Annotated in this window: 21 protein-coding genes; 20 read left to right on the top strand and 1 reads right to left on the bottom strand. The window is 31.9% G+C overall.

The genetic code is table 11. The annotated features are described in order from the left end of the window. Positions 1 to 104: 104 nt before the first annotated feature. Positions 105 to 275 (bottom strand): hypothetical protein, encoded by a 171-nt coding sequence (locus tag DWX74_RS11055; protein WP_158573213.1) that lies wholly within the window; start codon positions 273 to 275, stop codon positions 105 to 107. 278 nt (positions 276 to 553) lie between these two features. Here DWX74_RS11055 and DWX74_RS01395 point away from each other — a divergent pair, with 278 nt between their 5' ends. The 20 genes from DWX74_RS01395 (at position 554) to DWX74_RS01300 (ending at position 26,073) form a co-directional block, all read left to right on the top strand. Beyond that, entirely contained in the window at positions 554 to 1,396 is an 843-nt protein-coding gene (locus DWX74_RS01395) for a metallophosphoesterase (protein WP_118548362.1), read from the top strand. A gap of 134 nt (positions 1,397 to 1,530) precedes the next feature. Further along, complete coding sequence (gene galE, locus DWX74_RS01390) at positions 1,531 to 2,550, top strand: UDP-glucose 4-epimerase GalE (protein ID WP_118548361.1); 1,020 nt, start codon at positions 1,531 to 1,533, stop codon at positions 2,548 to 2,550. Positions 2,551 to 2,577: 27 nt separating this feature from the next. Then, on the top strand, positions 2,578 to 4,383 hold the full coding sequence (locus tag DWX74_RS01385) for a cell wall-binding repeat-containing protein (RefSeq protein WP_118548360.1): 1,806 nt from the start codon (positions 2,578 to 2,580) through the stop codon (positions 4,381 to 4,383). A gap of 129 nt (positions 4,384 to 4,512) precedes the next feature. Then, positions 4,513 to 6,378 (top strand): HIRAN domain-containing protein, encoded by a 1,866-nt coding sequence (locus DWX74_RS01380; protein WP_118548359.1) that lies wholly within the window; start codon positions 4,513 to 4,515, stop codon positions 6,376 to 6,378. A gap of 186 nt (positions 6,379 to 6,564) precedes the next feature. Next, a complete protein-coding gene (brnQ, locus tag DWX74_RS01375) occupies positions 6,565 to 7,860 on the top strand; it encodes a branched-chain amino acid transport system II carrier protein (protein ID WP_118548358.1) in 1,296 nt (431 codons plus the stop codon). Between the two features lie 222 nt (positions 7,861 to 8,082). Further along, a complete protein-coding gene (locus DWX74_RS01370) occupies positions 8,083 to 9,204 on the top strand; it encodes a DUF3798 domain-containing protein (RefSeq protein WP_118548357.1) in 1,122 nt (373 codons plus the stop codon). A 10-nt stretch (positions 9,205 to 9,214) separates the two neighbouring features. After that, positions 9,215 to 10,357, top strand: coding sequence for a DUF3798 domain-containing protein (locus DWX74_RS01365; RefSeq protein WP_118548356.1), 1,143 nt, complete (start codon positions 9,215 to 9,217; stop codon positions 10,355 to 10,357). A gap of 32 nt (positions 10,358 to 10,389) precedes the next feature. Further along, positions 10,390 to 11,388, top strand: coding sequence for a LacI family DNA-binding transcriptional regulator (locus DWX74_RS01360; RefSeq protein WP_118548355.1), 999 nt, complete (start codon positions 10,390 to 10,392; stop codon positions 11,386 to 11,388). A gap of 184 nt (positions 11,389 to 11,572) precedes the next feature. Further along, on the top strand, positions 11,573 to 13,498 hold the full coding sequence (locus tag DWX74_RS01355) for a sucrose-specific PTS transporter subunit IIBC (protein WP_118548354.1): 1,926 nt from the start codon (positions 11,573 to 11,575) through the stop codon (positions 13,496 to 13,498). 63 nt (positions 13,499 to 13,561) lie between these two features. Beyond that, positions 13,562 to 15,007, top strand: coding sequence for a glycoside hydrolase family 32 protein (locus tag DWX74_RS01350; RefSeq protein ID WP_118548353.1), 1,446 nt, complete (start codon positions 13,562 to 13,564; stop codon positions 15,005 to 15,007). A gap of 16 nt (positions 15,008 to 15,023) precedes the next feature. Next, positions 15,024 to 15,989 (top strand): carbohydrate kinase family protein, encoded by a 966-nt coding sequence (locus DWX74_RS01345; protein WP_199647497.1) that lies wholly within the window; start codon positions 15,024 to 15,026, stop codon positions 15,987 to 15,989. A 300-nt stretch (positions 15,990 to 16,289) separates the two neighbouring features. Next, positions 16,290 to 17,297, top strand: a complete 1,008-nt coding sequence (gene asnA, locus DWX74_RS01340; protein WP_118548351.1) for an aspartate--ammonia ligase — start codon at positions 16,290 to 16,292, stop codon at positions 17,295 to 17,297. Positions 17,298 to 17,510: 213 nt separating this feature from the next. Continuing rightward, positions 17,511 to 18,719: a dicarboxylate/amino acid:cation symporter gene (locus DWX74_RS01335; RefSeq protein WP_118548350.1), complete on the top strand. Its 1,209-nt coding sequence runs from the start codon at positions 17,511 to 17,513 to the stop codon at positions 18,717 to 18,719. A gap of 511 nt (positions 18,720 to 19,230) precedes the next feature. Then, on the top strand, positions 19,231 to 20,442 hold the full coding sequence (locus DWX74_RS01330) for a dicarboxylate/amino acid:cation symporter (protein ID WP_118548349.1): 1,212 nt from the start codon (positions 19,231 to 19,233) through the stop codon (positions 20,440 to 20,442). A gap of 536 nt (positions 20,443 to 20,978) precedes the next feature. Continuing rightward, on the top strand, positions 20,979 to 22,361 hold the full coding sequence (locus tag DWX74_RS01325) for a dicarboxylate/amino acid:cation symporter (protein ID WP_199647496.1): 1,383 nt from the start codon (positions 20,979 to 20,981) through the stop codon (positions 22,359 to 22,361). Continuing rightward, complete coding sequence (locus DWX74_RS01320; protein ID WP_118548348.1) at positions 22,361 to 22,846, top strand: hypothetical protein; 486 nt, start codon at positions 22,361 to 22,363, stop codon at positions 22,844 to 22,846. The genes DWX74_RS01325 and DWX74_RS01320 overlap by 1 nt, the downstream gene beginning before the upstream one ends. 29 nt (positions 22,847 to 22,875) lie before the next feature. Beyond that, complete coding sequence (locus DWX74_RS01315; protein ID WP_118548347.1) at positions 22,876 to 24,405, top strand: hypothetical protein; 1,530 nt, start codon at positions 22,876 to 22,878, stop codon at positions 24,403 to 24,405. 178 nt (positions 24,406 to 24,583) lie between these two features. Continuing rightward, positions 24,584 to 25,117: a TlpA family protein disulfide reductase gene (locus DWX74_RS01310; RefSeq protein WP_118548346.1), complete on the top strand. Its 534-nt coding sequence runs from the start codon at positions 24,584 to 24,586 to the stop codon at positions 25,115 to 25,117. Next, entirely contained in the window at positions 25,117 to 25,257 is a 141-nt protein-coding gene (locus DWX74_RS01305) for a CD1871A family CXXC motif-containing protein (RefSeq protein ID WP_118548345.1), read from the top strand. The genes DWX74_RS01310 and DWX74_RS01305 overlap by 1 nt, the downstream gene beginning before the upstream one ends. Then, positions 25,258 to 26,073, top strand: coding sequence for a 4Fe-4S binding protein (locus DWX74_RS01300; RefSeq protein WP_118548344.1), 816 nt, complete (start codon positions 25,258 to 25,260; stop codon positions 26,071 to 26,073). Positions 26,074 to 26,421: the final 348 nt, after the last annotated feature.

Raw genomic sequence — 26,421 nt, 5'->3', positions numbered from 1 at the left:
GCTTCAGGTGAGATACTTTTTATAAAAACTAAAAATAGGCAAAAATATAGGCTAACACATTTAAAATCGATTAATGTGTTAGCCATTTTTATTGAAAAAATTATCTAATCTTCATCTGGATGAGAAAAATGAGATATTAATAGGTACGCTAGATAAATCAATCCAACACCTAAAAGGCATGCTACAACGCCAAATAATATAGTAAGTGGTGTTACTTTGTCTTCTACAAAATATTTTGCATTTTCAAGAGGTTCAACAATTCTATTTTTGTTCATAACTTATCCTCCGATCCTTTTACTAAATAGCAAACAAGTTGATTTTTTCTGAAAATAATAAATTTTCTTATCTTTAATTACATTATACAACTTTAGAAGATAAAATAATAGTTTTTTTCTATATAAATTAATCATTATTATAGATTAATAAATGAATTCATAAATTTGAAAATATGATAGAAAAAGAAATTCTAATAGATTATAATATAGAAATAAAAGAAACAAGAATAAAAAAGAAATGCTACTGAAAAAAATTAAAAATTGAAAGCGAGATATTTATGAAAAATAATAAAATAAAAATATTAACGGCATTTATCCTAATTGTAGCACTTCTATTAATTTGGGGAACTAATGATATAGTTACAACGAAGTACTTTATCAGCAGTGAAAGAATACCATCCGACTTTGATGGGTACAGAATAGTGCAGGTATCTGACTTTCATAACAAGGAATTTGGGAAAAATCAAAAGAGATTAATTAAAAAAATTAAGGCTGCAAATCCCGATTTAATTGTAATTACAGGAGATATTGTTGATAGAAGAAAATGGGGAACTAAGTATATGGAAGAGTTCTTAGCTGAAGCAAAAGGAATAGCTCCAATATACTATGTGTCTGGAAACCATGAGGTATGGTCTTTTAAATACGATAAAGTTAAAAAGATTTTAGAAAAATACAATGTAAATATTTTGGATGATGATGTAAAAACTATAAAACATAAAAATTCAGAGATTAAAATAGCCGGAATAATAGATACTGGTTTTGAAGATAGAGAGGAATATGTACCAGAGATATTAAGTAATCTGAAAAATAAAATAAAATCTGATGAATACAGTATATTATTATCTCACAGACCAGAGCATATAGATGATTATGCAGAATCTGGATATGATTTAGTGTTTTCAGGACATGCGCATGGAGGACAGATAAGAATTCCTTTTATAGGAGGAATATACGCCCCTCATCAGGGATTTATGCCTAAGTACACAAAAGGTGTAATAAACAAGAAAAAAACTAAAATGGTGGTCAGTAGAGGACTTGGAAATAGTGTAATACCAATAAGAGTTTTGAACAGACCTGAGATAACATTAACTGTTTTAAAAAGTGAAAAATATATGAATTAATATTATCTGTAAATTTGATGAATTTATATAAGTGTGTTATTATATCTTTATGGCGTTTGAAATGAAAAATAGTATTTAAAAATGAAATTGTTAAAAATAAAAAAAGAAGTTAATTAGAGAAAGAGGTAAACAAAATGGCAGTATTAGTAACGGGTGGCGCTGGTTATATAGGAAGCCACACATCAATAGAATTACTTGAAGAGGGATATGAAGTAATAATAGCTGATAATTTCTGCAATAGTAATCCTACTGTAATAGAAAAAATAAAAGAATTATCAGGAAAAGACAAAGAAATAGTTTGTTATGAGGTAGACGTTAGAGATTTTGATAAAATGGATGAAATATTTAAAAATCATAAAATAGATTCAATAATTCATTTTGCAGGTCTAAAAGCTGTTGGAGAATCTGTAGAAAAACCTATAGAATACTACAACAACAACCTAATATCAACACTAACATTATTTGATTTAATGAAAAAATACGATGTAAAAAACTTTGTATTTAGTTCTTCAGCGACTGTATATGGAGATCCTCATAAGTGCCCAATACTTGAAGATTTCCCACTATCAGTAACTAATCCTTATGGAAGAACAAAACTTATGATAGAAGAAATGTTAAAGGACATAGCAAAGGTAGACGATAGCATGAATATAGCTATACTTAGATACTTCAACCCAGTTGGTGCTCATAAGAGTGGAAAAATAGGGGAAGATCCAAATGGTATACCTAACAATTTAGTTCCTTACATAACAAAAGTTGCAATAGGGCAGCTTGAAAAAGTAAATGTATTTGGTAATGACTATCCAACTCCAGATGGAACAGGAGTTAGAGATTATATACATGTTGTAGACCTAGCAAAAGGTCATGTAAAAGCAATAGACAAACTAAAAGAAAATCCAGGACTTGTAGTGTACAACCTAGGTACAGGAACAGGTTATAGTGTATTAGAAATGATAAATATGTTCTCTGAAATAAGTGGAATAGACATACCTTATGAAATCGTAGGTAGAAGAGCAGGGGATATAGCAGAGTGTTATGCTGATCCTACTAAAGCTGAAAAAGAATTAGGATGGAAAGCTGAGTGTGGATTAAGAGAAATGTGTGAAGATTCTTGGAGATGGCAAAAAAATAATCCAAATGGATATAAAAAATAAATTTACTTTGTAGGAGGATTTAGAGTAATGAAGAAACTTGTTAAAAAGTATCTCGTTGTACTAATGTCTGTTTTTATGGTGTTTGCAGCAGTCGTTCCAACAACTACAGTAGAAGCAGCCTCAAAACAGTTAATTATAGTTAATACGAAATACAATAAACTATCATTTTACAACAATGATAAGCTAGTAAAAACATTTAATGTAGCATCTGGAAAACCTAGCACACCTACACCAACAGGTAAGACTAGGGTAGCAAACAAAATAGTAAATAGACCATACTATTCTGGTGGTATTCCAGGTGGACACCCAAATAACCCATTAGGAAATAGATGGATAGGTATATTTGGTGGAGGCACTTATGCTATTCATGGAAATAATAAAGAAAGTTCTATAGGGAAACATGTTTCTGGTGGATGTATAAGAATGCACAATGCTGAAATAAGATGGTTATTCCCTCAGGTTAATGTTGGATGTACTGTATTAATAGACTACAGTACAAAAACTGACGCACAGATAGCTAAAAAATACGGTGTTTCATTCAAAGAACCTGTAAAGGCTGGATGGAAAACTGTAAATGGTCAGAAAAAATACTTAAAAGCAAATGGAAAATATGCAGCTAATGAATGGTTAACTATATCAGGTAAAAAATACCACTTCGCAGCAAATGGTTTAACTGATAAAGGAATGCAGACAATAAGCGGTAAAAAATATTACTTCGATAAAGATGGTGTTATGAAAACTGGATGGATAACTGAAGGTGATTTCAAATACTACTTCGATAAAAATGGTCCAGCTCACATAGGATGGTTAGAATTAAATGGTAAATCATATTACTTTGACCAGACTGGAGCGATGGTAACTGGAGAACAGAACATAGACGGAATTGATTACTCATTCAATGAAAATGGGGAAGCAATTTCAAAATGGGATGTAATAAAAGGAAACAACAGATTCTCTACAGCTACTGAAATAAGTAAGATGAACTACGCAACTGGTGGAACTGTAGTACTTGTAAATGGTAATGCGGTTGCAGATGGTATAGCTGCTACACCTCTTGCAGCATCAGAAAATGCTTCAATACTATTAGCAAATACAAATAATTTACCAAGTGAAACTGCTAATAGAATGAAAGAAATAGCACCTCAGAAAGTTATAATAGTAGGTGGAGAAAATGCAGTTAGCAAAGCATTAGAAGCTAAGATAGCAAATGACTATGCTGTTGAAGTACAGAGAATAGCTGGTAAAGACAGATACGCAACTTCATTTGAAATAGCTAAAAAACTTGTTGAAAGTGGAGCAGAAATAAACACAGCTTATATAGTAGCTGGAACAGGTGAAGCAGATGCGCTTTCAGTAGCGTCAAAAGCTGGAGCTGACAAACAGCCAATAATACTAACAGGAAAAGATTCTATAGCTCCTGAAATGTATGCATGGTTAAAAGAACAGAACCTTGAAGATGCTTACTTCATAGGTGGAAATAAAGTTATATCAGACAATGTAATAAACTCAGTAAATGAAATAACAACAAATGATGTAACTGCAAATAGAATAGCTGGTAACAACAGAGAAGAAACAAATGCTAAAGTAATAGAAAAACTTTACACAGGTGGATTCAGCAATGTTTATGCAGCTAAATCAAATGTATTAGTTGATGCTCTTTCTGCAGGACCTATGGCAGCACAGAGAAACTGTCCAGTAGTTTTAGTAAATACAAATGGACTTACAGATGCACAGAAAAACGTGCTTTCAGGAAAATATGCAGATCATGTATATCAGATAGGTGGAGGAGTTTCATTTAAAGGAATGAGCGAACTTTATTCTATTTGTAAATAATGAACCTAATATTTAAAATAATTTATTAGAATTAAATAAATATTAATTGATAAATAAACGCAGTTTCCGAAAAATATCGGCATTATGCTTATAAGTCGGGGACTGCGTTATTTTTAAAGGGGTGGATTTATGTCTGGGATAAGTGTATATGAATCATTAAAAAATGTAGATGGGTATATAGATTACTCAGAAAATATTGAATTTGAGTATAGATATAAGTACAATTTTATTTCTGATGTTGAAAAGAGAAATTATCGGAATATAGTTTTAAAATCCCTAATAGAAATGTACAACGGTGATAGAGAAAATATTAGATTTCCTGAAACAGATTACCCTGTTGCTGCCTATGTATCTAGCTTTGTAAATTCTGTAAGAGGTATTGTTTCTGAAGATATTATCCCTAAAGAATGGGTTGAAGATTTTACTAAAAATACAATACTAAACTCTGAGAATAAAAAAGAAGTACAAATTGCTTTAGCATTAGGAGAACATTTCTTGGTTGATAATCTTGTAAATGAGGTTGGCAAGGTATTTTCTAAATCTGGGAGCTATATATTGTACGATATAGGCGTTATAAAGAGAATGAAAAACTACAACACATTCCTTTTTAATCTTATAAAAAATACAGATGGTGTTATAAAGCTTTATGCGGCTGAATACATTGAGGAAATAGATATATCAATAACTAATCATATGTTTAATGAGGGGTATAAGGACAAGTACTACCCTGAATTTATGGTTGGTCTTGTTATGAACACATTTAACCGTACAGCGTATTTAAGAAGAGATAATATAACAGATGAGGAAGTAAATAACTTTTGTAAGCTATTTGCAGAAAACTTCAAAATCTCAGGTCCAGAGATTTTTGTAGGGGAAATAGACTTCTTAGACACACTTTTATACAAGATAGAAAAGCAAGGGAATAGTATAGAAGCTTTATACAGTATTATTGCTATAGCAGAAATTATTTTAAATGACGATTCTGTTGAGGTAGACGAGGAAGAACTTATTAAAGGAATTAGAGCATTAACAAGTCAGCAGAGATTTAAAGATGCAGTAAAAGATGCTTTTAAAGAAGGAAACTTTGAATTCTCGTCATTAGTGATTATGGCTGAAGAAGCTGGAGTTGATATTAACTTCAAGATGGTTAAAAACTATCTGGATAAGAATAAATACGATTTAAGTATTTATAAGGAATTGCTAAAAAAAGAATCTAGTACAAATAGAGTTGAACTAGTAAATTATGTAGAAGAAAACTTAGATTTTTCAGATATAGTCGGAAACATGGAGGGAATAAGTCTTAGAGAAGAAAGAGAGTTAAACTCAAAAGAAAAAATATTTGGTTTAATTTTAGTTGAATTAAGAAAAATATATCCTGTTGGTAGAGAACTCTTGAAATTAGGGATGGAAGCAAATAGTACTAGAATTAGAAGAGCTAATGCAAAGGTATTATTAAAGCTAAAAAAACAGCTTCCAGATGAATTTGTCGACTATATATCTTCTAGATTTCCAATGGAAATTATTCCTGAAGTAAAAAAAGCCTATGAAAGGATTATAAATAGAAACGTAGATAAAAGACTAGAAAGAATTTCTACTAATGATATCAAGGTAGAAACAACTCCTAAGGATGTTTATATATTAGATAGTTATATAGCAGGTCTTGCGTATAAGGATAGAGAGATGCTTGAAAGAGAGTTGAGAGAAGATGCTAGACTATACATGAAGAGAGATTACTCAAACGTATACGATGCTAAAGCGATAAAGATAGTATCTAAGAGTGGTTTTGTTTTGGGATTTGTACCTAAAAGAGATAACGAGATAATAAGTAGACTTATGGATTCTGGCAGATATTTCTACTGCATAGTAGATAAGGTTGATATGGAAAGACTTCATGTAGATATAAAAATATACTTGAGCTACAAGGATATTATGAATGAAGTAAGCCAGGTTGCAAGAGCTATATTATCAGAACCTAGGGACAAAAAATTCAATTAGTAAAAAAATTTTCATAAATGGGAATAGAAAATAGAAAATTTATTAAAATCATGAAAATAATTTAAAAGATTGAGGTTTTTTAGCTTAAATTGGAGATAATCTTTGAAAAAAATAGAAAGATTTGATAAAATAGAATAAAGCTAAAAAACGGAATAATCAGAAAGTTTAAAAGGGGAGGATTTATTCATGAACAAAAAAACAACTGACATATTTGTCGTGGGGTTTGCACTGTTCTCAATATTCTTTGGGGCAGGTAACTTACTTTTCCCACCATACTTAGGTTTGGTTTCGGGACAAGATTGGTTTATTTCATTCTTGGGATTTATAATTGGGGATGCAGGACTAGCACTTTTAGTTATAGTTGTTGCAGCTAAAAATAAGGGGATACTGGATGAAATTTTAGTTAGAGGTGGAAAGAAGCTGGCAAGATTTATTGGTTGTGCAGCAATCTTATGTATAGGGCCATTCTTAGCAATACCAAGAACAGCAGCTACTACATTTGAAATGAGTATTCTACCGTTTATGCCTAATTTAGGTACTGCAGGGTCTGTTATTTTTTCAATAATATTCTTTGTTGCTACATATTTCTTAACAATAAAATCTACAAAAGTTTTGGATATTATAGGTAAATTTTTAACTCCTGTACTTTTATTAAGCTTATTAGCACTTATAATAAAAGGTGTTATAACACCAATAGGACCTATGAGTCCAGACCACATGATAGACAGAAGTCTATTCAGTGAAGGTCTTTCTCAGGGGTATCTAACAATGGATGCACTTGGAGCATCTGCAATGGCAGGTATAATGATAAGTACTTTAGTGTCTAAAGGTTACACAGATACAAAAGATCAGATATCTATGACTATAAAAGCTGGGTTTGTTTCAGGTATAGCATTATCTATAGTATACGGAGGTCTTTGCTACTTAGGAGCTACTATGTCTACTATGCACGATATAAATATTTCTCAGGCTCTTCTAGTTGTTGCAGCTACTGAAGGAATATTTGGAACACCAGGTAAGGTTCTATTAGCAATAATGGTTCTATTTGCATGTTTAACAACATCAATAGGATTAACTTCATCTGCAGGTAGATATTTTGAAGATACAACAGATGGAAGATTATCTTACGAAAAAATAGTTACAGCTATATGTATATTTAGTGCCGTTGTTTCTACTTTTGGTGTAAATAAGATAATACAGATATCTATACCAATACTTCAGACTATATACCCTGTTATGATAATACTTGTTGTGCTTACAATATTCACAAAACAGATTAAAAACGACAACACATTTAAAGGTGCTGCGTACTTCACATTTGTGGCAAGTATATTATCTGTAGCAAATTCTTTAACTGGTGCTTTTGAATTTATAAATGTGCTTCCACTTACATCTCTTGGTCTTGGATGGATAGTTCCAGGTTTAATTGGTGCAGTAGTAGGAAGTTTTATAAAGACTAAAGGATCTATACAGAATGTTTAAAATTTAAATTTACAAGATAAATCAAGGTGTTTGGAAAGTTTCCAAGCACCTTTAATTTTGCAGTCAAAAGAGAATAATTAAAATTTATGAGAGGTATGAACGATATATTTGAAAGCAAGTTTTGATGTTTTTTTTCTGAAAATGTGATAAACTAAATAAGTATATTGTTTTGATAGAATAGAATTAAACTAAATAAGAATGTAATAGAGAGGAGATATATAGATGTTAAAAAAGATGACCGCGTTGGCTCTTTCTTTTTGTGTAGCAATTGGAGCAGCAGGATGCAACAAGAAAGAAGCAAGTAGTGGAGGACTTACAGATGGCTATGCATGTACAATGATAGTAACTCCAGAATCTGTGAAGTTAGATAAGGGGTTTTTAGAAAAATATAAAGATGTTAAGAATGTAGTACTTCCAGAGGATTACGATAAAAATTTAGATAAAATAACAGATGAGATAGCTTCATTTGCGGACAGCGAAAAGGTTAAATGTATAATAGTTTGTTCAGACAAGGAAGGAATGCTTCCTGTATTTGAAAAGATAAAAGAAAAGAATGAAGATATTACAACTATTGCAGCAGGTGTTGAAGAAATACAAAATGAAGATAAACAAGATGACGTTATAATGAATGAGGATATAAACATAGGATTTAATCCAACTGACAAAGATAACAATCAAAACGCCGTTAGAATGGCTGAAGCTATGGGAGCTAAAGTATTTGTAAATTATGTGGATGAGTTTGCAAAAGACGGGGTTGAGTTCAAACAAAAGAATAGAGAAATGCAGAGAGAATGCGAAAAAAATGGAATTAAGTATGTAGAAGTATTAGTTTCTGGTATGAAAGATGAGAATGATTCAAAAACTGCTGAAGAATTTATAAAAAAGGATGCAGCTAATAAGAAAAAATCATACGGAGAAAATGTAGCTTTATACGGATGTAGAGAAGCTATGGATAAGGCTACAATAGATGCTGCTATGGAAAATAAACTAATGGTTCCAAATATACATTCTTTAAATAGCACAAAACTATACGGAGATATACTAGGAGTGGATGTAAGTGGAAGTGATTATACTGAAATTAACTCTAAAATATCTGAAAAACTTAAATCAATGGGTATGGAAGGTAGACTAGCTGGTACAGACATACCAGAAAAAGTATTCTGTGTTGAGATAGCTTTAGATACCGCAAATAAATTGTACAAGAAAAAAGTTGAGGAAAATGAGCTATTAAGTGATATCAGAGCAGATATCAAGGAAAAAACAGGTATTTGGGCAGAGTACAATAGTATGAAATACTATAATAATTTCTTAAGAACAGTGGAAATGTATCCAATACTGTACTAAGGAGGAAAATATGAAAAAGATAATTGCAATAATTTTAAGTGTAGTGATGTTATCTCTACATATGTCAACTTATTCAAAGGCAGAAGGTGCAGATGAAAAGCGGGTCAAAGTAGGTATTGTGACGGGAACTATGAGTTCAGACAGGAGCTCTTATGAAGCTGCTAAAAAAATGGTAGCTTTATACAAACTAAAGAACAAAGATAAAAATTCAAATGATGAGATAAAACATTTTGTATTGCCAGCAAATTCAAATGGAGCTAAAAAAGTTGTAGATAAGATAGTTGCTGATGAAGATATGAATGCAGTTGTATTTTCGGGAAATGATAAAAATATGCTTGGCTATATAAAAGATATAAAAGCAAAAAGAAATGACATGCTTCTTATGGGAGCAGACTTAAATATGTCAATAGAAGAAATGAGCGAAAATTTAAATCTAAGCTTTGTACCTACAGAAACTTCTAGTGGTAAGGATACGGCAATGATTGCAAAAGAAATGGGTGCAGAGGCATTTGTAGTTTATTATTCAGACAAAGATTTAAAGGAAAATAAAAATCTTAGTAAAAAAATAGAAGATATGAAAAAAGAATGTACCAATCAGAATATAGAATTTGCAGAAGTTAAGGTAGCTGATATAAATTCTAAAGAAGATGAGTATAAGGTTAAAAAGTTTATCAGTGAAGATATAGAAAAACAGATATATAAATACGGAAAAAATGTAAATCTATACGGAACAAATTCTACTATGGACGATGTAATTGTAAAAAGGGGAATAAAGGAAAGACTTATAATAGCTGAAACTAGCGATGGTTGTATTGAAAATGATTTAAATGAACTTTACAGAACTATTATGAAAACTCCTGAAAGAGGAAACTTTAGAGGGAATGTATCTCTTTTAGCTGGTAAGAATTCAAAATACAATATGGATAGAAGAGTCGGTGGCCTTTTAATGCCTAATGATACATTTGCTATATATTCAGCTGTAGATACAGCAATAGCAGCCTTAGAGCAGGATATAAATGAAAATAAGCTATGTATGGCTTCTTTTATAGAAAAATCTATATCTGAAAAAGATGGGATTTCTGGTGCATTTAGAAATGCTAAATCAGGAATAAAAAATGTTAAAGTAACATATGTAGACCAGGTTATATATTAATAATTAATGGAAACTGAAAAGAGGAGAGTAGTATGAAAAAACAGCTTACCATGGCGGATATAGCTAAAATAGCTGGAGTCGGTAAAAGTACTGTATCTAGGTATTTTAATGGGGGCTATGTAAAAGAGGAGACAAAGGAAAAGATAAGGGTAGTAATAGAGGAGTATAACTACAAGCCTAATACATTTGCTCAGAGTTTAAAGGCAAAGGAAACGAAGATAATAGGTGTTGTTGTTCCATGCTTAGATTCTACAGTTACATCTAGGGTACTTATGTCATTAGATGAAGAATTAAGAGCTGCTGGATATACAATGCTTATTATGAATACTGCCCATGATCACAATCTTGAGATAGAGAATATTGAAAATCTACAAAGACTTAGGGTAGATGCGATTATTTTGAGTGCAATAAGTATGACTGACGAGCTTAAAAAGGTAATAGAATCTGTAGATGTGCCGCTTTTAGTACTTGAGCAGGAATACGCAGCAGGTGTGTCTATAATAAACAACGACTACGATGCAGGATATAAAATGGGTAAATATGTTGCTGATAAGGGACATAAAAATGTGCTTGTAGTCAGTGTAAATGAAAAAGACATAGCTGTTGGAGTTAAGAGAAGAAGTGGGATATTGGATGCTTTAGAGAATTCAAATGTAGAAAATGTAGATGTTCTTGAGAGTAATTTCTCACATAATAAAACTTATGATTGTGCTAAAGAATATTTTAAAGATAGTTTAAAAAATATAGATGCAGTTATATGTAGTACAGATAAACAGGCTGCTGCAGTTATGAATGTACTTGAGGAATTAGAAGTTTCTATTCCAGAAGAAGTATCTATATGTGGATTTGGTGGATATGAAACAAGCAGACTTCTAAAGCCAAGACTTACAACTATAAAATTTGACTCTGAAAAGCTTGGAAAAATAGCTACAGAAACGATTTTAAAGATGATAAAAAAAGAAGAAGTAGAAAAATTACAGAGCGTCGACGCCAAATTTATAGAGGGCGAATCTGTGTATGATATGAATTAAAATTTAGAATATACTTATCCGAGATTTGTAAAAGAAGTGCAAATTCTCGGATATTTTTTTGTTGAAAATTAAGTATGAAAAAATTTAAAAGAATTTGTTGACAAGAAAGTGGAACCGGTACTATAATATAAATGTAAATATGAAATCGGTACCATTTTAAATATGAACAGGAGGAAAACGATTTATGAATTATTCAGTTGTTGCGAGAGATATAATCTCTTGCGTAGGTGGAAAGGAAAATATAAAATCAGCACAGCACTGTGCAACAAGATTAAGATTAGTATTAAAAGATAAAAATATTGTAGATGAAAAAGGTCTTGAAGAAATCGATGCAGTAAAAGGAACATTCTATACAAATGGCCAGTATCAGATAATATTGGGATCAGGTGTAGTAAACCTTGTTTGCGAGGAAGTAGTTAAACAGGCAAATTTAAGTAGTGAAAATAAAAATTCAAAAGAAGATGAAGAAGTTAAACAGGAAGGAAATCTTCTACAGAGAGCAGTTAAAGGACTAAGTGATATATTTGTCCCAATAATACCAGCAATAGTTGCAGGTGGGTTAATGATGGGACTTTACAATGTACTTACTGCGGCATTCTTTGCAGGAGGTAAATCAATTATAGATTTATATCCTCAGTTTGCGGGAATAGCATCAATGATAAATCTATTCTCAAATGCGGCATTTACATTTTTACCAGTATTACTTGGATTCTCAGCTAGTAAAAAATTCGGCGGTAATCCATATTTAGGAGCTGCAATGGGGATGATAATGGTTCATCCAGAATTATTAAATGCTTATGCGGTTGGAACTGCAACAGAAATTCCATATTGGGATATATTTGGTTTACATATAGCTATGGCGGGATATCAGGGAACAGTTCTTCCAGTTTTAGCTGTAGCTTGGATAATGTCGACTATAGAAAAAAGATTACACAAAATAACTCCTAGTTGGTTAGATAATTTAACAACTCCTCTATTAACAACATTAATCACAGGATTTGTAACATTCTTATTCATAGGACCAATAATGAGAAGTGCTGGGGATTATTTGGCAGCTGGACTTAGCTGGATGTACAACACTTTAGGATTTATAGGTGGGGGATTATTTGGTTTATTATATGCACCTATAACAATGACAGGTATGCACCACAGTTTTATAGCAGTAGAAACTCAGCTTATAGCAGCTAAGGCAACTACTGGAGGAAGTTTTATATTCCCAACAGCGTCAATGAACAACATAGCTCAGGGTGCTGCAGTTTTAGCAGTTCTTTGGATAACTAAAAATGAAAAAATGAAATCAGTTTGTAGTGCAGCAGGTATCTCAGCATTACTTGGAATAACCGAGCCAGCGATGTTTGGTGTTACTTTAAAACTTAGATACCCATTCATAGCAGCTATAATAGGAACTGCTTGTGGTAGTGCATTCTTAGCGGCATTTCGTGTATTAGCAATAGCACAGGGAGCTGCGGGAATACCAGGATTTATATCAATACCAATTCAGAACTGGGGATTCTTTGCAATAGGTGGAATAATATCATTTGTAGTTGCATTTGGACTAACATTTATACTTGCTAAGAGAGATGCAATTAAAAACGGAAAATCAAAAGAAGCTGCAGAAGAAGAGGATGCAGCAGAAAAAATGCTTGAAGCAAATGGAATAGAAGAAGTAAAAGAAGAAAAAATATACAGCCCAATGAACGGTGTTGTAAAAAATATAGAAAATTCATCAGATGCAGCATTTTCATCAAAAGCTATGGGAGATGGTATTGTAATAACTGAGCACGACGGAAATGTTTATTCACCAGTAGATGGAGAGGTTGTGTTTACATTCCCAACAGGACACGCTTGTGGTATAAAAAGCGATGCTGGAGCAGAAATATTAATTCACTGCGGAATAGACACTGTAAAACTAGAAGGAAATGGATTTGATGCTAATCTTGAATCAATGCAGAAGGTTAAAAAAGGCGATTTATTAATAAGCTTTGATAAAGATTTTGTAGAAAAATCAGGTTGTTCATCAGAAGTTCTTATGGTTATAACTGGATCTGAAAAAGAGTTAGAACTTAAAAAACAGGGTGAATGTACTACTGAAGATATAATATTTGAATAAACTATTTAATATTTAAAAAGATATTTAAAAAATTATTAAGACTAAAAAACTGGAGAGAATGAAATGAACATAGAAGAATTTAGAGAAGTTTGGGAAGAGAATAAAGAACTTAGAGAATTAGCTGCAAAGGACAAAGATAGATTAAATTATCATATAATGCCGACTAGTGGCTGGGTAAATGATCCAAATGGTCTATGCCAATTTAAAGGGGTTTACCATATTTATTACCAGTATTCTCCGTTTGATGTAAATGGAAAACTGAAACTATGGGGACATATAACTACAGAGGATTTCATAGAATATCAGGAACATGAACCTGTTTTATATCCCGATTTTAGATACGACCAAAACGGAGTGTATTCAGGAAGCGCAGTAGTTAGAAATGGGAAGATAAACTATTTCTATACAGGAAATGTTAAACATTTAGACGGTGATTACGATTACATAATGACTGGTAGAGAACAGAATTTAATAGCTTGTAGTAGCGAAGATGGGTTTAATTTTAGTGAAAAGGAATTAATAATGACTAACACAGATTTTCCATCTAAGTTGAGTTTACATGTAAGGGATCCTAAAGTTTATCACAAAAATGGTATAGACTACATGGTAATAGGAGCTAGAGATGATAATAGTACAGGTTGTATATTAGTTTTAAAAGGGAAAGATTTAAAAGACTGGGAATGCCATACTGTAATATACAGCGATGAAAAATTTGGATATATGTGGGAGTGCCCTGATTTATTTGACTTAAATGGGGAAACTGTGCTTGTAACTTGTCCTCAGGGTGTTCCAGAAGAGGGATATATTTACAAAAATGTACATCAAAATGGATATTTCTTAGTGAATGGAAATTTAGAATCTAAAGACGTGAATTTATCTGAATTTAGATTATTAGACTATGGATTTGATTTCTACGCACCTCAGAGTTTTGAAGATGAGTCAGGAAGAAGAATTCTTGTAGGTTGGATGGGTATACCAGATGCGGATTATACTAATAGAACTACTGAAAATGGATGGCAACATGCACTTACAATGCCTAGAGAATTGATATTAAAAGATGGTATAATATATCAAAGACCTGTAGAGGAAATAAAAGCCTTGAGAGGAAATAATCGTACATTTGTAGCTGATGAATTTAAAGATTTAGAAGTAGAAAATCTTTCATTTGAGCTATGTGCTGAGTTTGAAAAATGCAATGGGTTTAAATTAAATTTAAGAAATGATATAAGTTTATCTTTTGATAAATCTAAAGGTTTAATTGAGTTAAATATGGGAGAAAGTGGATGTGGTAGAGATGCTAGATATGCTTACTGCGACGAGATAAGAAATATAGACGTATACTCTGATACATCTGCGTTTGAGATATTTATAAACGATGGAGAAATTGTGTTTACAACTAGAGCATACACAGATGGTACTCAAAAAATTGGATTTGAAAAACTAGATGGATTATCAAAAGTTTGTATGTACGATATGAAAAAAATAGTATTTGGAATTGATGAATTTTAGAGAGGGGGATTTTGATATGAAAAAGTTGTGTGCAGTTGGAGAGGCACTTATAGATTTTGTGCCTATGGAAAAAGGACAGAGATTAAAAGATGTCGTTACGTTTAAAAGAGTTGCAGGAGGAGCTCCAGCAAATGTCGCGGGTGCGTTCTGTAAGCTTGGAGGACGTGCGAAAATGATAACTAAGCTAGGCAACGATGCTTTTGGTGATTATATCGAGGAAACTCTTAGAGAAGTTGGAATAGAAACAGATTCTGTAATAAGAACTGACGATGCGGATACATCTCTTGCATTTGTTTCGCTTGCGGCAGATGGAAATAGAGATTTTATGTTCTACAGAAGAAATTGCTCTGATTTATCACTAGATTTTTCTGAGTTAGATGAAAATGTATTAGATGACTGTGAAATACTTCATTTTTGTAGTGTTTCACTAAAAGAAAGTCCTATGAAAAATACTCATATAGAGCTTATTAAAAAGGCTTCTGAAAAGGGAATGATTATAAGCTTTGATCCAAATCTAAGATTTTCTCTTTGGGAAAATGAGGCAGAGTTAAAAGCTGCTGTTAAAGAATTTTTACCTTATGCAGATATTATAAAAATTTCTGATGAGGAGCTAGAATTTATAACAGGAAAGCAGAAAATAGAAGATGCTTTAGAAGATTTATTTGCGCTAGATAAATGTAAAATTGTAGTATATACAAAAGGTGCAGATGGAGCAGAAGTTTATACTAAAAAAGCGGTTGCAAAGCACGATGGATACAAAGTAGATGCTGTAGATACTACTGGGGCTGGAGATTCGTTTATAGCCGCGTTATTATACAAAATTGCGGACTTTGAAGATGGACTTGAAGAGTTACCAGAAGAGTTTATTTACGATGCAGTAAAATTTGCCAACGCATATGGAGCTTTAACTACTCAGAAACAGGGTGCTCTTGCGTCTTATGCAAATATGGAAGATACTGTAAAATTTATGGAAAACAACTAAAAATATTAGATAGGGCTGTTGTAAATTATACAACAGTCCTTTTAATAATAATATATTATGAATTTACTATTCAGAAAATATAGTTAAAAAAATAAAAATTAAATGATAATCAATAGATATATAGATAAAATTAAGTGAGAAAAAGTATTTCCTCTTTAAATAATAATAAAAAAGTTATAATAAAATGTTAATAAAGAAGTCAGAAAATTGTCTAATTTCTTGACAAATGAAAAATTAAAGTTTATTATATCTAAAAATCAAACAATTAAAACAAATAACAGATTAGGAGGAGTGTAAGTCATGGGATTAAAATTACCTAAAGATTATAAAGATAAATTAGACATAATGGAAACGCAGATAGCAATAAAAAAACTAAAAGACTATTTTGAGTTAAGATTAAGTAGAGAGCTTAATCTAACCAGAGTATCGTCGCCTTTATTCGTTTTACCAGAAACTGGTATGAATGACAACTTAAATGGTGTAGAAAAGGCTGTTAATTTCAATGTACCATCCTTAAACAACAAAAATGCAGAGATAGTTCAGTCGCTTGCAAAATGGAAAAGAATGGCATTAAAGAGATATGGATTCTCGGCAGGTTCCGGACTATACACCGACATGAATGCTATAAGAAAAGATGAAGAACTTGATAATTTACACTCCTTATACGTAGACCAGTGGGACTGGGAACTTGTTATAAACAAAGAAGATAGAAATGTACAAACGCTTAAAGAAACAGTAGAAAAGCTTTATAGAGTATTTAAAGATACAGAAGTATTCGTATGTTCTCTTTACCCTCATATACCTGAGATACTTCCAGAAGAGATAACATTTATCACATCTCAGGAACTTTTAGACAAATATCCAGGCTTAGATGCTAAGGCTAGAGAAAATGAGGCAGTAAAAGAATATGGTGCTGTATTTATAATGCAGATCGGGAAAGTTCTTTCAAATGGCGAAAAACACGATGGAAGAAGTCCTGACTATGATGATTGGGAGCTAAATGGAGATATCCTATTCTACAACCCTGTTTTAGATGATGCTATAGAATTATCATCTATGGGTATAAGAGTTGATGAAGAAAGTCTAGACAGACAGCTTACATTAGCTGGATGCGACGACAGAAGAGAGCTTGATTATCATAAAATGCTTTTAAACGGAGAACTACCTTACACAGTAGGTGGAGGTATAGGTCAGTCTAGAATCTGTATGTATTATTTAAGAAAAGCACATATAGGTGAAGTTCAGGTTGGAATATGGCCTGAAGATCAGATTGAAGCATGTGAAAAAGCAGGTATAAAATTATTATAAATGCGACATTGTAAATCGAATACAAATAATAAATTTGATTGTAGTGGATATTACTAAGATTAAATTTGTTTAAACACGAACTCGAACCGAGCTACATTGTTTTATGAAGTGAAACTGTATGTAGGCTCGGTTTTTTTATTCAGTTCATAATTCATAAATGAATTAAGATAAAGACCAAAGCTAAAAAAACTAAAAAAATAGGAGGAAAAAGCGATGGCAGAGGAAAACAAAAAGAAAAAATTAGGTCTAGTCCCTAAACTGATCATAGGGATTATAGTAGGTATTATAATTGGGTCTTATTGCCCAGCACCAGTAATACAGGTGTTAGTAACAATAAGTGGATTATTCTCATCATTCTTATCATTCGTAATACCATTTATAATAATCGGATTCGTAACAGCAGGTATAGCAGATTTAGCAACAGGTGCTGGTAAATTATTAGGAATAACTACAGCAATAGCTTATGGATCAACTTTAATAGCTGGTACTTTAGCATTTACAGTAGCATCAACATTATTCCCTAAATTCATAACATCAGCAGTAGCAGATAAAATAGGTGACCCAAGTGCAGGTCAGTTAAGCGCAATATTCTCAATACCACTAGAACCAATGGTAGATGTAACAGCAGCAATAGTATTTGCATTCATGATGGGTCTTGGGATATCATATCTTAGAAATCATGGAAAAGGTGAAGTACTTTATAAATTCTTCAGCGACTTCCAGGATATAGTAACAGCAACATTATCAACAGTAATAATACCATTATTACCATTATACATAGCTGGAACAATGGCAAACATAGCATATGCAGGACAGGTTTGGAGCATACTTGGAGTATTCTGGAAAGTATATTTAACAGCAATACCTCTACACCTAATATACCTATTATGCCAGTTCAGCGTTGCAGGTGCTATAGGAAAGAAAAATCCTTTTACAATGTTAAAAAATCAGATACCTGGTTACTTAACAGCAGTAGGTACTCAGTCTTCAGCAGCTACAATACCAGTAAACGTTGGATGTGCGGAAAAGAATGGAGTTTCTAAACAGATAAGAGAATTTGTTGTTCCTCTATGTGCGACAATACACTTATCAGGATCAATGATATCAATAACTTGCTTCACAACAGCAGTTTTAATGATGAATAACATGCCTCATAATCCAGGTGTTATATTCCCATTCATAGCAATGTTAGGTATAGCAATGGTTGCAGCACCAGGGGCACCAGGTGGAGCAATAATGTCAGCGCTTCCATTCTTACCAATGGTTGGTATACCTTCTGATGGTGGATTAGCATCATTAATGATAGCTTTATATTTAACTCAGGATAGTTTCGGAACAGCATGTAATGTATCTGGAGATAACGCAATAGCAGTTATAATAGATAGAATAAATGATAAATTATTCAAAGCTAAAGAAGCTTAATTTATTGATAAAATATATAATTAAGATAAAATAATAACAATAAATATATGTTAAAAATTATAGAAATTAATATATAATGATAAGTAAAACATAATAAAACATAATAAAACTTAATAAAAAGAGTAGAGAATTTGATAATAATGGAATAAAATAAATTTTTTGATAATTTAAAATTATCGTTCTTATTAAATTTTTGTAGATAAAAAAACAAGTCGGATTGCTTAGTTTCAACATTTATGAACTATGTAGTTCGACTTTTTTTATAGCATTATAAGAAATATTTATAAGAAAAAATTATGAAAACTATTTCATAGTTATTTAAAACGTGATACAATAAAGCGTACAAAAATAAAAAAACGTTTTTTATTCACAGCTGAATTAAGATATAAAAATTATTTAATCAATTAAGTCTTAAAAGGGAAAATTTATATTCAGAAATTATATTGGTAATATTTAAAATTCAGTAGTGATTAAAATAAAGCCTAAAAAATATGAGTAGGAGGAAAGAGTAATGGCAGAAGAAAAGAAAAAGAAAAAATTAGGTCTAGTTCCTAAACTGATCATGGGTATTATAGTAGGTATCATAATCGGAACATACTGTCCAGCACCAGTAATACAGGTGTTAGTAACAATAAGTGGATTATTCTCATCATTCTTATCATTTGTAATACCATTTATAATAATCGGATTCGTAACAGCAGGTATAGCAGACCTAGCAACAGGTGCTGGTAAATTATTAGGAATAACTACAGGAATAGCATACGGCTCAACTTTAGTAGCAGGAACAATAGCATTCATAGTAGCATCAACATTATTCCCTAATTTTATAAATGCAGAAGTAGCAAGTAAAATAGGTGACCCAAGTGCAGGTCAGTTAAGCGCAATATTCTCAATACCATTAGAACCAATGGTAGATGTAACAGCAGCAATAGTATTTGCATTCATGATGGGACTTGGTATATCTTCATTAAGAAACAAAGGTAAAGGCGATGTTCTTTATAAATTCTTCAATGATTTCCAGGATATAGTAACAGCAACTCTTGGAACAATAATAATACCATTATTACCATTATACATAGCAGGTACATTTGCTAACATAGCTTATGCAGGACAGGTTTGGAGCATACTAGGAGTATTCTGGAAAGTATTCGTAACAGTAATACCTCTACACTTCATATACTTAATATGCCAGTTCTCATTTGCTGGTGCTATAGGAAAGAAAAATCCTTTCACAATGTTAAAAAATCAGGTTCCTGGTTACTTAACAGCTATAGGAACTCAGTCTTCAGCAGCTACAATACCAGTAAACGTAGAATGTGCAGAAAAGAACGGTGTTTCTAAACAGATAAGAGAATTCGTTGTTCCTCTATGTGCGACAATACACTTATCAGGATCAATGATATCAATAACTTGCTTCACAACAGCAGTTTTAATGATGAATAATATGCCTCATGGATTCAATGTATTATTCCCATATATAGCAATGCTAGGTGTAGCAATGGTTGCAGCACCAGGAGCACCAGGTGGAGCAATAATGTCAGCACTTCCATTCTTACCAATGGTTGGTATACCATCAGAAGGTGGATTAGCATCATTAATGATAGCTCTATACTTAACTCAGGATAGTTTCGGAACAGCATGTAACGTATCAGGAGATAATGCAATAGCAGTTATAGTTGATAGAATAAACGATAAATTATTCAAAAATAAAAAAGAAGCATAAAAAATAGAAAACCCAAAAGACTTTTAATATAAGCTTCTTTTCGGTATATACGGATACCGGGAGGGGGCTTATTTTTTGTAAAAATATGAAATTAAAATTCATATTGTGGCGAATTTACCAAAAAAATGGAAAAGTTTTGTTAAATTTACATAAAATTAACCTTTAATTCAAATTAAATCTATAGCATTATAGATTTTTTCTATATATAAATACAGAAATTTGCATGAATGAGCAATTGTTTATGCAAATTTAAAAAAATAAAAAAATATTTTAAAATGAATATCTTGTTTTTTATAAACACTGAAAATACTTATATAAAACATAAGAAAAACTAATGACGATAAAATAAATTATTATGTCTATTTAATAAAAAATGAAGGTATTAATTAATGAAAACGATAACTAGCAAAAATTAATTAAATTTAAGAATATAGATGAAATCTATTTGAATTTTATTCTGTTTGAAGTTATAATGAAAAAGTCATTTTTTAAGAGAAAACATAAAATTAAAGACATAAAATAAAGGAGGTTGAAAAATGATAGACGTAATAGCAAGTGTAAACTGGATTTCACTTTTAGTATTATCTATTACATTACTTTTATTCAAAGCCCTTGTAAAAATATCATATAAGGTAAACTGGACATTTGTCATACTAATAAGTATGGTAATGGGTGGAGTAATAGGTATAGTATTCGCATCAGAGGGGAACACGTATCTAGTATGGTTAGATTTAATCGGTCAGATATATGTAAATCTAATAACAGCACTAGTTGCGCCAGTTGTTTTAATTTCAGTAATTTCAGGATTTATAACACTAAACGATAAAGAAAAAATGAAAAATATCGGTGTTAAATCAGTAGTTTGGTTATTATTATCAGCTGTTGGAGCTATAGTAGTAACTATGTTAGTTGGTGTAATTACAGGAATTGGTAAAGGTGGAGGAGCTGTATTTGCTGATATAGCAGCCGTTACTGATACTACTGTAAATGCATATAAAGACATGGGAACTTCACTAAATGAAGTTTTACTTGGATTATTCCCAACAAACGTAATAAAAGATTTATCTGAAGATAATGTTGTTGCGATAATAGTTATGGCGGTATCTGTAGCTGTAGCTTATGTTAGTATATCTTCTGAAGAAGGAGAAGAAACATTATCAAGCTTCAAAAATCTTGTAGAAGCAGTTAAGAAAATAATATTCCGTATATTATCATACATAATAGACTGTACTCCATTTGCAGTATTATGTTTAATGGCGACATCTGCTAGCCGGTTATTTAGCGATAAAGATGCTGTTGTTCAGTTATTATTATTATTAGTTGCTATATTCGGAGTATGTTTCTTCCAGACTTATGTATTCAACGGATTACTTTTAAAATTTGTAGCAAAAGTAAACCCAATCGAATTCTTCAAAAAGACTTTCGATGCTCAGGTTACAGCATTTACTACACAGAGTAGTGTTGGTTCACTTCCAATAACTATAGATAGATTAGTTAAAAAAGTAGGGGTAGATGAAGAAGTTGCCAACTTTACAGCACCACTAGGTACTACAATAGGTATGCCAGGATGTACAAGTGTATGGCCAGTTTTACTAGCAATATTCTACATGAATGCTACAGGAATGAACTGGGGATTTGGAGATTATTTAATTCTTGGATTCATGGCACTTATATTAGCTATGGGTAGTGCTGGGGTTCCAGGTATAGGTGTTGTATCTGCTGTTGCGTTATTCAGTGCGGTTGATTTACCAATAGCAGCAGTTGTTCTTTTAATGCCTATAAACAACATGTCAGACATGGCACGTACATTACTAAACGTTGTTACAGCTAATGTTACAGCTACAGTAGTCGCAAGAAAAACAGGACTTCTTGACGACGAAATATTCAATACAGAGGAAGAAATAAAGGAGGCCAACTAATGAAAAAATCGACAAAATTATTATTTGCATCTGTTGTTGTGTTCTTTATACTTTCAATAGCTTCAGCTAAATGCTCTGTATATAGAACAGAAAAAGCAATATCAAACATAGGTGAAGTTGCTTATACAGATGAATGTAAAGAAAAAATAGATCGCGCAGTTTTCTACTATAATTCTCTTGACCCTAAATTAGGACTAGAAGAAAAGATAACAAATACTGCGGAATTTGATCAGAAAAAAATAGAGTACGCTAGACTTGCGATAAAAGCAGCTAAAGTTGCAGATGCAAGAAAAACAGTTGAAGAATATTCTAATACAGATGTTGAAAACTACGTAAAAGCAGCTAGAGAAGTTGTTACTAACTACTTAAAAGAAGACCAGTATATGTCAATAGAAAACTATGCTGACCTTGTAGCTTTAGAATCAGAATATGCATCAAGTGGCGGTGGCGGTGCTACTGAAGAAGTATCAATTCCAATGTGCTAATTAAATAGGAAAGGAGAAATAAATAAAGTATGAAGATAAATAAGAAAGTTATATCTACAATACTAGCAGCTACACTTGTTGCAGGGGTATTAACAGGATGTGGAAGTGATAATAAGGAAGCTAGTACTGAAAATACATCTAAAAAAGAAACTTTAGCTGATACAAAAGCTCAGCTATCGTCTTTAAACTACGATTTTGAAAAAGAATATGCTTTTGGCGATTTCAATAGACATTCAAATGCTGATATGGATCGTCAGAACGGTGTAGATACATTTGAAGATAAAGAAATAGTATTTAAAGACATAAGTTATGATCAGCTTATGAACTTAATGCAGCAGGAAGGAAACTTCCTTATACAGTTAAGTGGTTCTTGGTGCCACAACAGTAGAGCCATGGGGCCTTCTGTAAATGAATTTGCTAAAAAATATGGAATAGACACAATATACTCATACGACTTCAATGTAGACAACGGGGATGATGGTTCTATGTTCGTTCGTATGACTAACGGGAAAGACACAGTAGGGGCAAAATACAACTACATGTACGGAGAAATGGTATCTAGATTTTTAACAAATTTAGATGACTGGATAGAATACCCATCTGACTCAGATACTGCAATATCTTATACAAATGCAGATGGTAAAGAGGTTACTGTAGGTAGATTACAGCAGCCAATAATGTTCCTTTACAATAAAGACAACGTAAAAGACAATAGTGGTAAAGGTGTAGCAAGAGGAAAATTCCCAGTAGTTTACGCTTTTGAACAGATGGTTGAACGTGATGAAAAAGGTCTTTATGTAAAAGAAACTGATGCAGAAGGAAATGAAGTATTAGATAAAGAAGGAAAACCAGTAAGAAAATATGTAACAGAAGAATACAGAAAAAATCTTCTTAAAATATTTGACTACATAAAAAATAATAAAATAGAATTAGCTCACTACGATAAAGAGCAGTATATAAAAGATACGTTTAATTCTTACGGAAAAGAAATATTCAAAGCAGACGAAAAAGTAAATATATATCCAATAACATATCGTCAGTTAGAATGGTTAACAGATCAGGACGGAAACTCTCTAATAATGATGGGTGGGCCTGGAAATGAAAAAACTCGTTCTATAATATCTACTGTAAATCAGTACGCTGTTAAGAACAATGTAAGAGTTTATATGTACGATCCGCAGATAGATGGTGCATATACAACAGATAAATGGGGATACAAACAGACTACTAATATATTAGAAGAAAATTCTCCAATAGTTCATATGTACAAAAATCTTATAGATAGACATTTAACTAATCTTGAAGGAACAAGAACAATGGAAGATGGAACAACTATAATAGATGCACCATACTTCTTCGAGTTCAATAAAGATGCTAAAGATGAAGACGGATTTATAGCTCCAATAGCTTCATTTGTAGAAATGCCATATACTTCTAATCCAGAAGCTAGATATTCTATAGGAAAAGAAAAGAACTTAAATGCTTGTAAAGAAAGTATATTAACTGTTATGCAGAAATACGGAGAACTTACAGGTGTTAAAATACAGGATTTAAAATAGAGTTATTAAAAAATAAATTTACTGTAAAAATATAGGATAAACTTATAAATAATAGATAATATAGATATATCCTTAAATAAAAATTAAAAAAAGTACCTCAGGATATATTCTTGAGGTACTTTTTATTATATAATCTAATTAATTATAATTTAATTAAAAAAGATTAGGAGGAAAATTTATGTCGAAAAAAATAAAAGTTTTAGCGATGTTGATGGGATTAATAATGACATTATCTTTAGTTGGATGTGGAGGAAATTCTGGGTCAGGTGACTCTGGAGAAATAAAGGTTGGAGATGAAGCCCCTGAGTTTTACGCAGACCTAACTAATGGAAAAAGTTTTATACTTTCAGAAAATAAAGGTAAGGTAGTTTTAATTAATTTCTGGGCTACTTGGTGTGGACCATGTGTTGAAGAATTACCAGCGATAGAAAAACTTCAGAAAGAGTACGGAGATAAGATAGAAATAGTTGCTGTAAACTACGGTGAGGATAGAAAAACTGTAGATGAGTTTTTAAAGGATAAGAACTATACCTTTAAAGTAGCTTACGATGAAAATATGGATATATGTAATGAATATCCTTCAGATGGTATTCCTTATTTAGTTGTTGTAGATAAGGAAGGAAAAGTGCACGAAACTATGGTAGGATCTGCAGGAGCAGATGAGCAGTACAAGAGAGTTTTAAGATCTTTAACGGAGGCTTTTGAAAAATAATGGATAAGGGGAAAATACTTAGAAAGGTTATTTTCGTAGCAGCAGTTCTTTTGATAATAGTTGGAGCTTTAAATGGCGGAATTAGAGATGTTATGAACAAAGCTAATAGAATTTGCTACGAATGTATAGGAATAGGATAGATGTTTGAATGGATAAAAGATAGAAAGAGAAGACTAATTCAGGTAATTTCTGCTGTATTATACAACTGCAATATAGGTGGATTTGCTGAGGGGAGAATCTATCAAGGAGCAAGTAAGGGGATGTGTGTACCTGGGCTTAACTGCTACTCATGTCCTGGAGCAATTGGATCTTGCCCACTTGGAAGTGTACAGTCTGCACTAGTATCTGCCAAGTATAAATTTCCATACTATATAATAGGAGTACTTTTACTCTTTGGAATACTTCTAGGTAGGGTGATTTGTGGATTTTTATGTCCTTTTGGGCTAATTCAGGAATTACTTTACAAAATACCTACTAAAAAGGTAAAAAAAGGAAAATGGAGCGAAAAATTATCTCTATTAAAGTATGTAATACTCGTGGTTTTTGTTGTAATAATACCTCTAACTATGTCAGCGCCTGGGTTCTGTAAATATATTTGCCCAGCTGGAACATTAGAAGCAGGTGTGCCTTTAGTGTCTAGCAATCAGCGGTTACAATCGCTTACAGGATTTCTATTTAACTGGAAAATAGGGATTATGATAACAATTCTTGTTATGACTGTATTTGTTTTTAGAGGATTTTGTAGATTCTTGTGTCCACTTGGAGCATTCTATGGGTTATTTAACAAGATTTCTGTATTTGGATTTGTAATAGATAAAGATAAATGCACAGGATGTAACGCATGTACAATAACTTGTAAACTGGATGTAAAAAAAGTTGGAGACATGGAATGTGTACAATGTGGGGAATGTATAAACAAATGCAAAGAAAATGCGATAAAATTTAAAAGAAAATAATGTTTATAAAGGGCTGTTACGATTTAGTAATAGCCTTTTTAAGTATATCATCATGATTATTTCACCTCCAGGCTTCAGCGTGGTGTAGGTAAAATATTTTGTTGCAAAACAACCTCACGCTTGCAGATTGTCGGTGCAAATAATTCATGATGATATTACTTAAAAGACGGCTACTAAATCATAAACAGCCCTCTCATAGCATTAAATTTCTTTTAAAATTTTATTCGCTGGAAATACGCAAGTAAGATAGTAAAAAGCTTAGAAGTTTTAAGGATTGGCTATCGTTTAATAATATACAATATATTTATATTTTTAAATAACAAAAAAAGCCCTCGTCTGAGGGCTTTT

Source organism: Peptoclostridium sp. AF21-18, from assembly GCF_003478825.1.
GTDB lineage: Bacteria > Bacillota > Clostridia > Peptostreptococcales > Peptostreptococcaceae > Peptacetobacter.
Note: the sequence above shows the minus strand (reverse complement) of the source record. Positions and strands in the feature narration are given on the sequence as shown.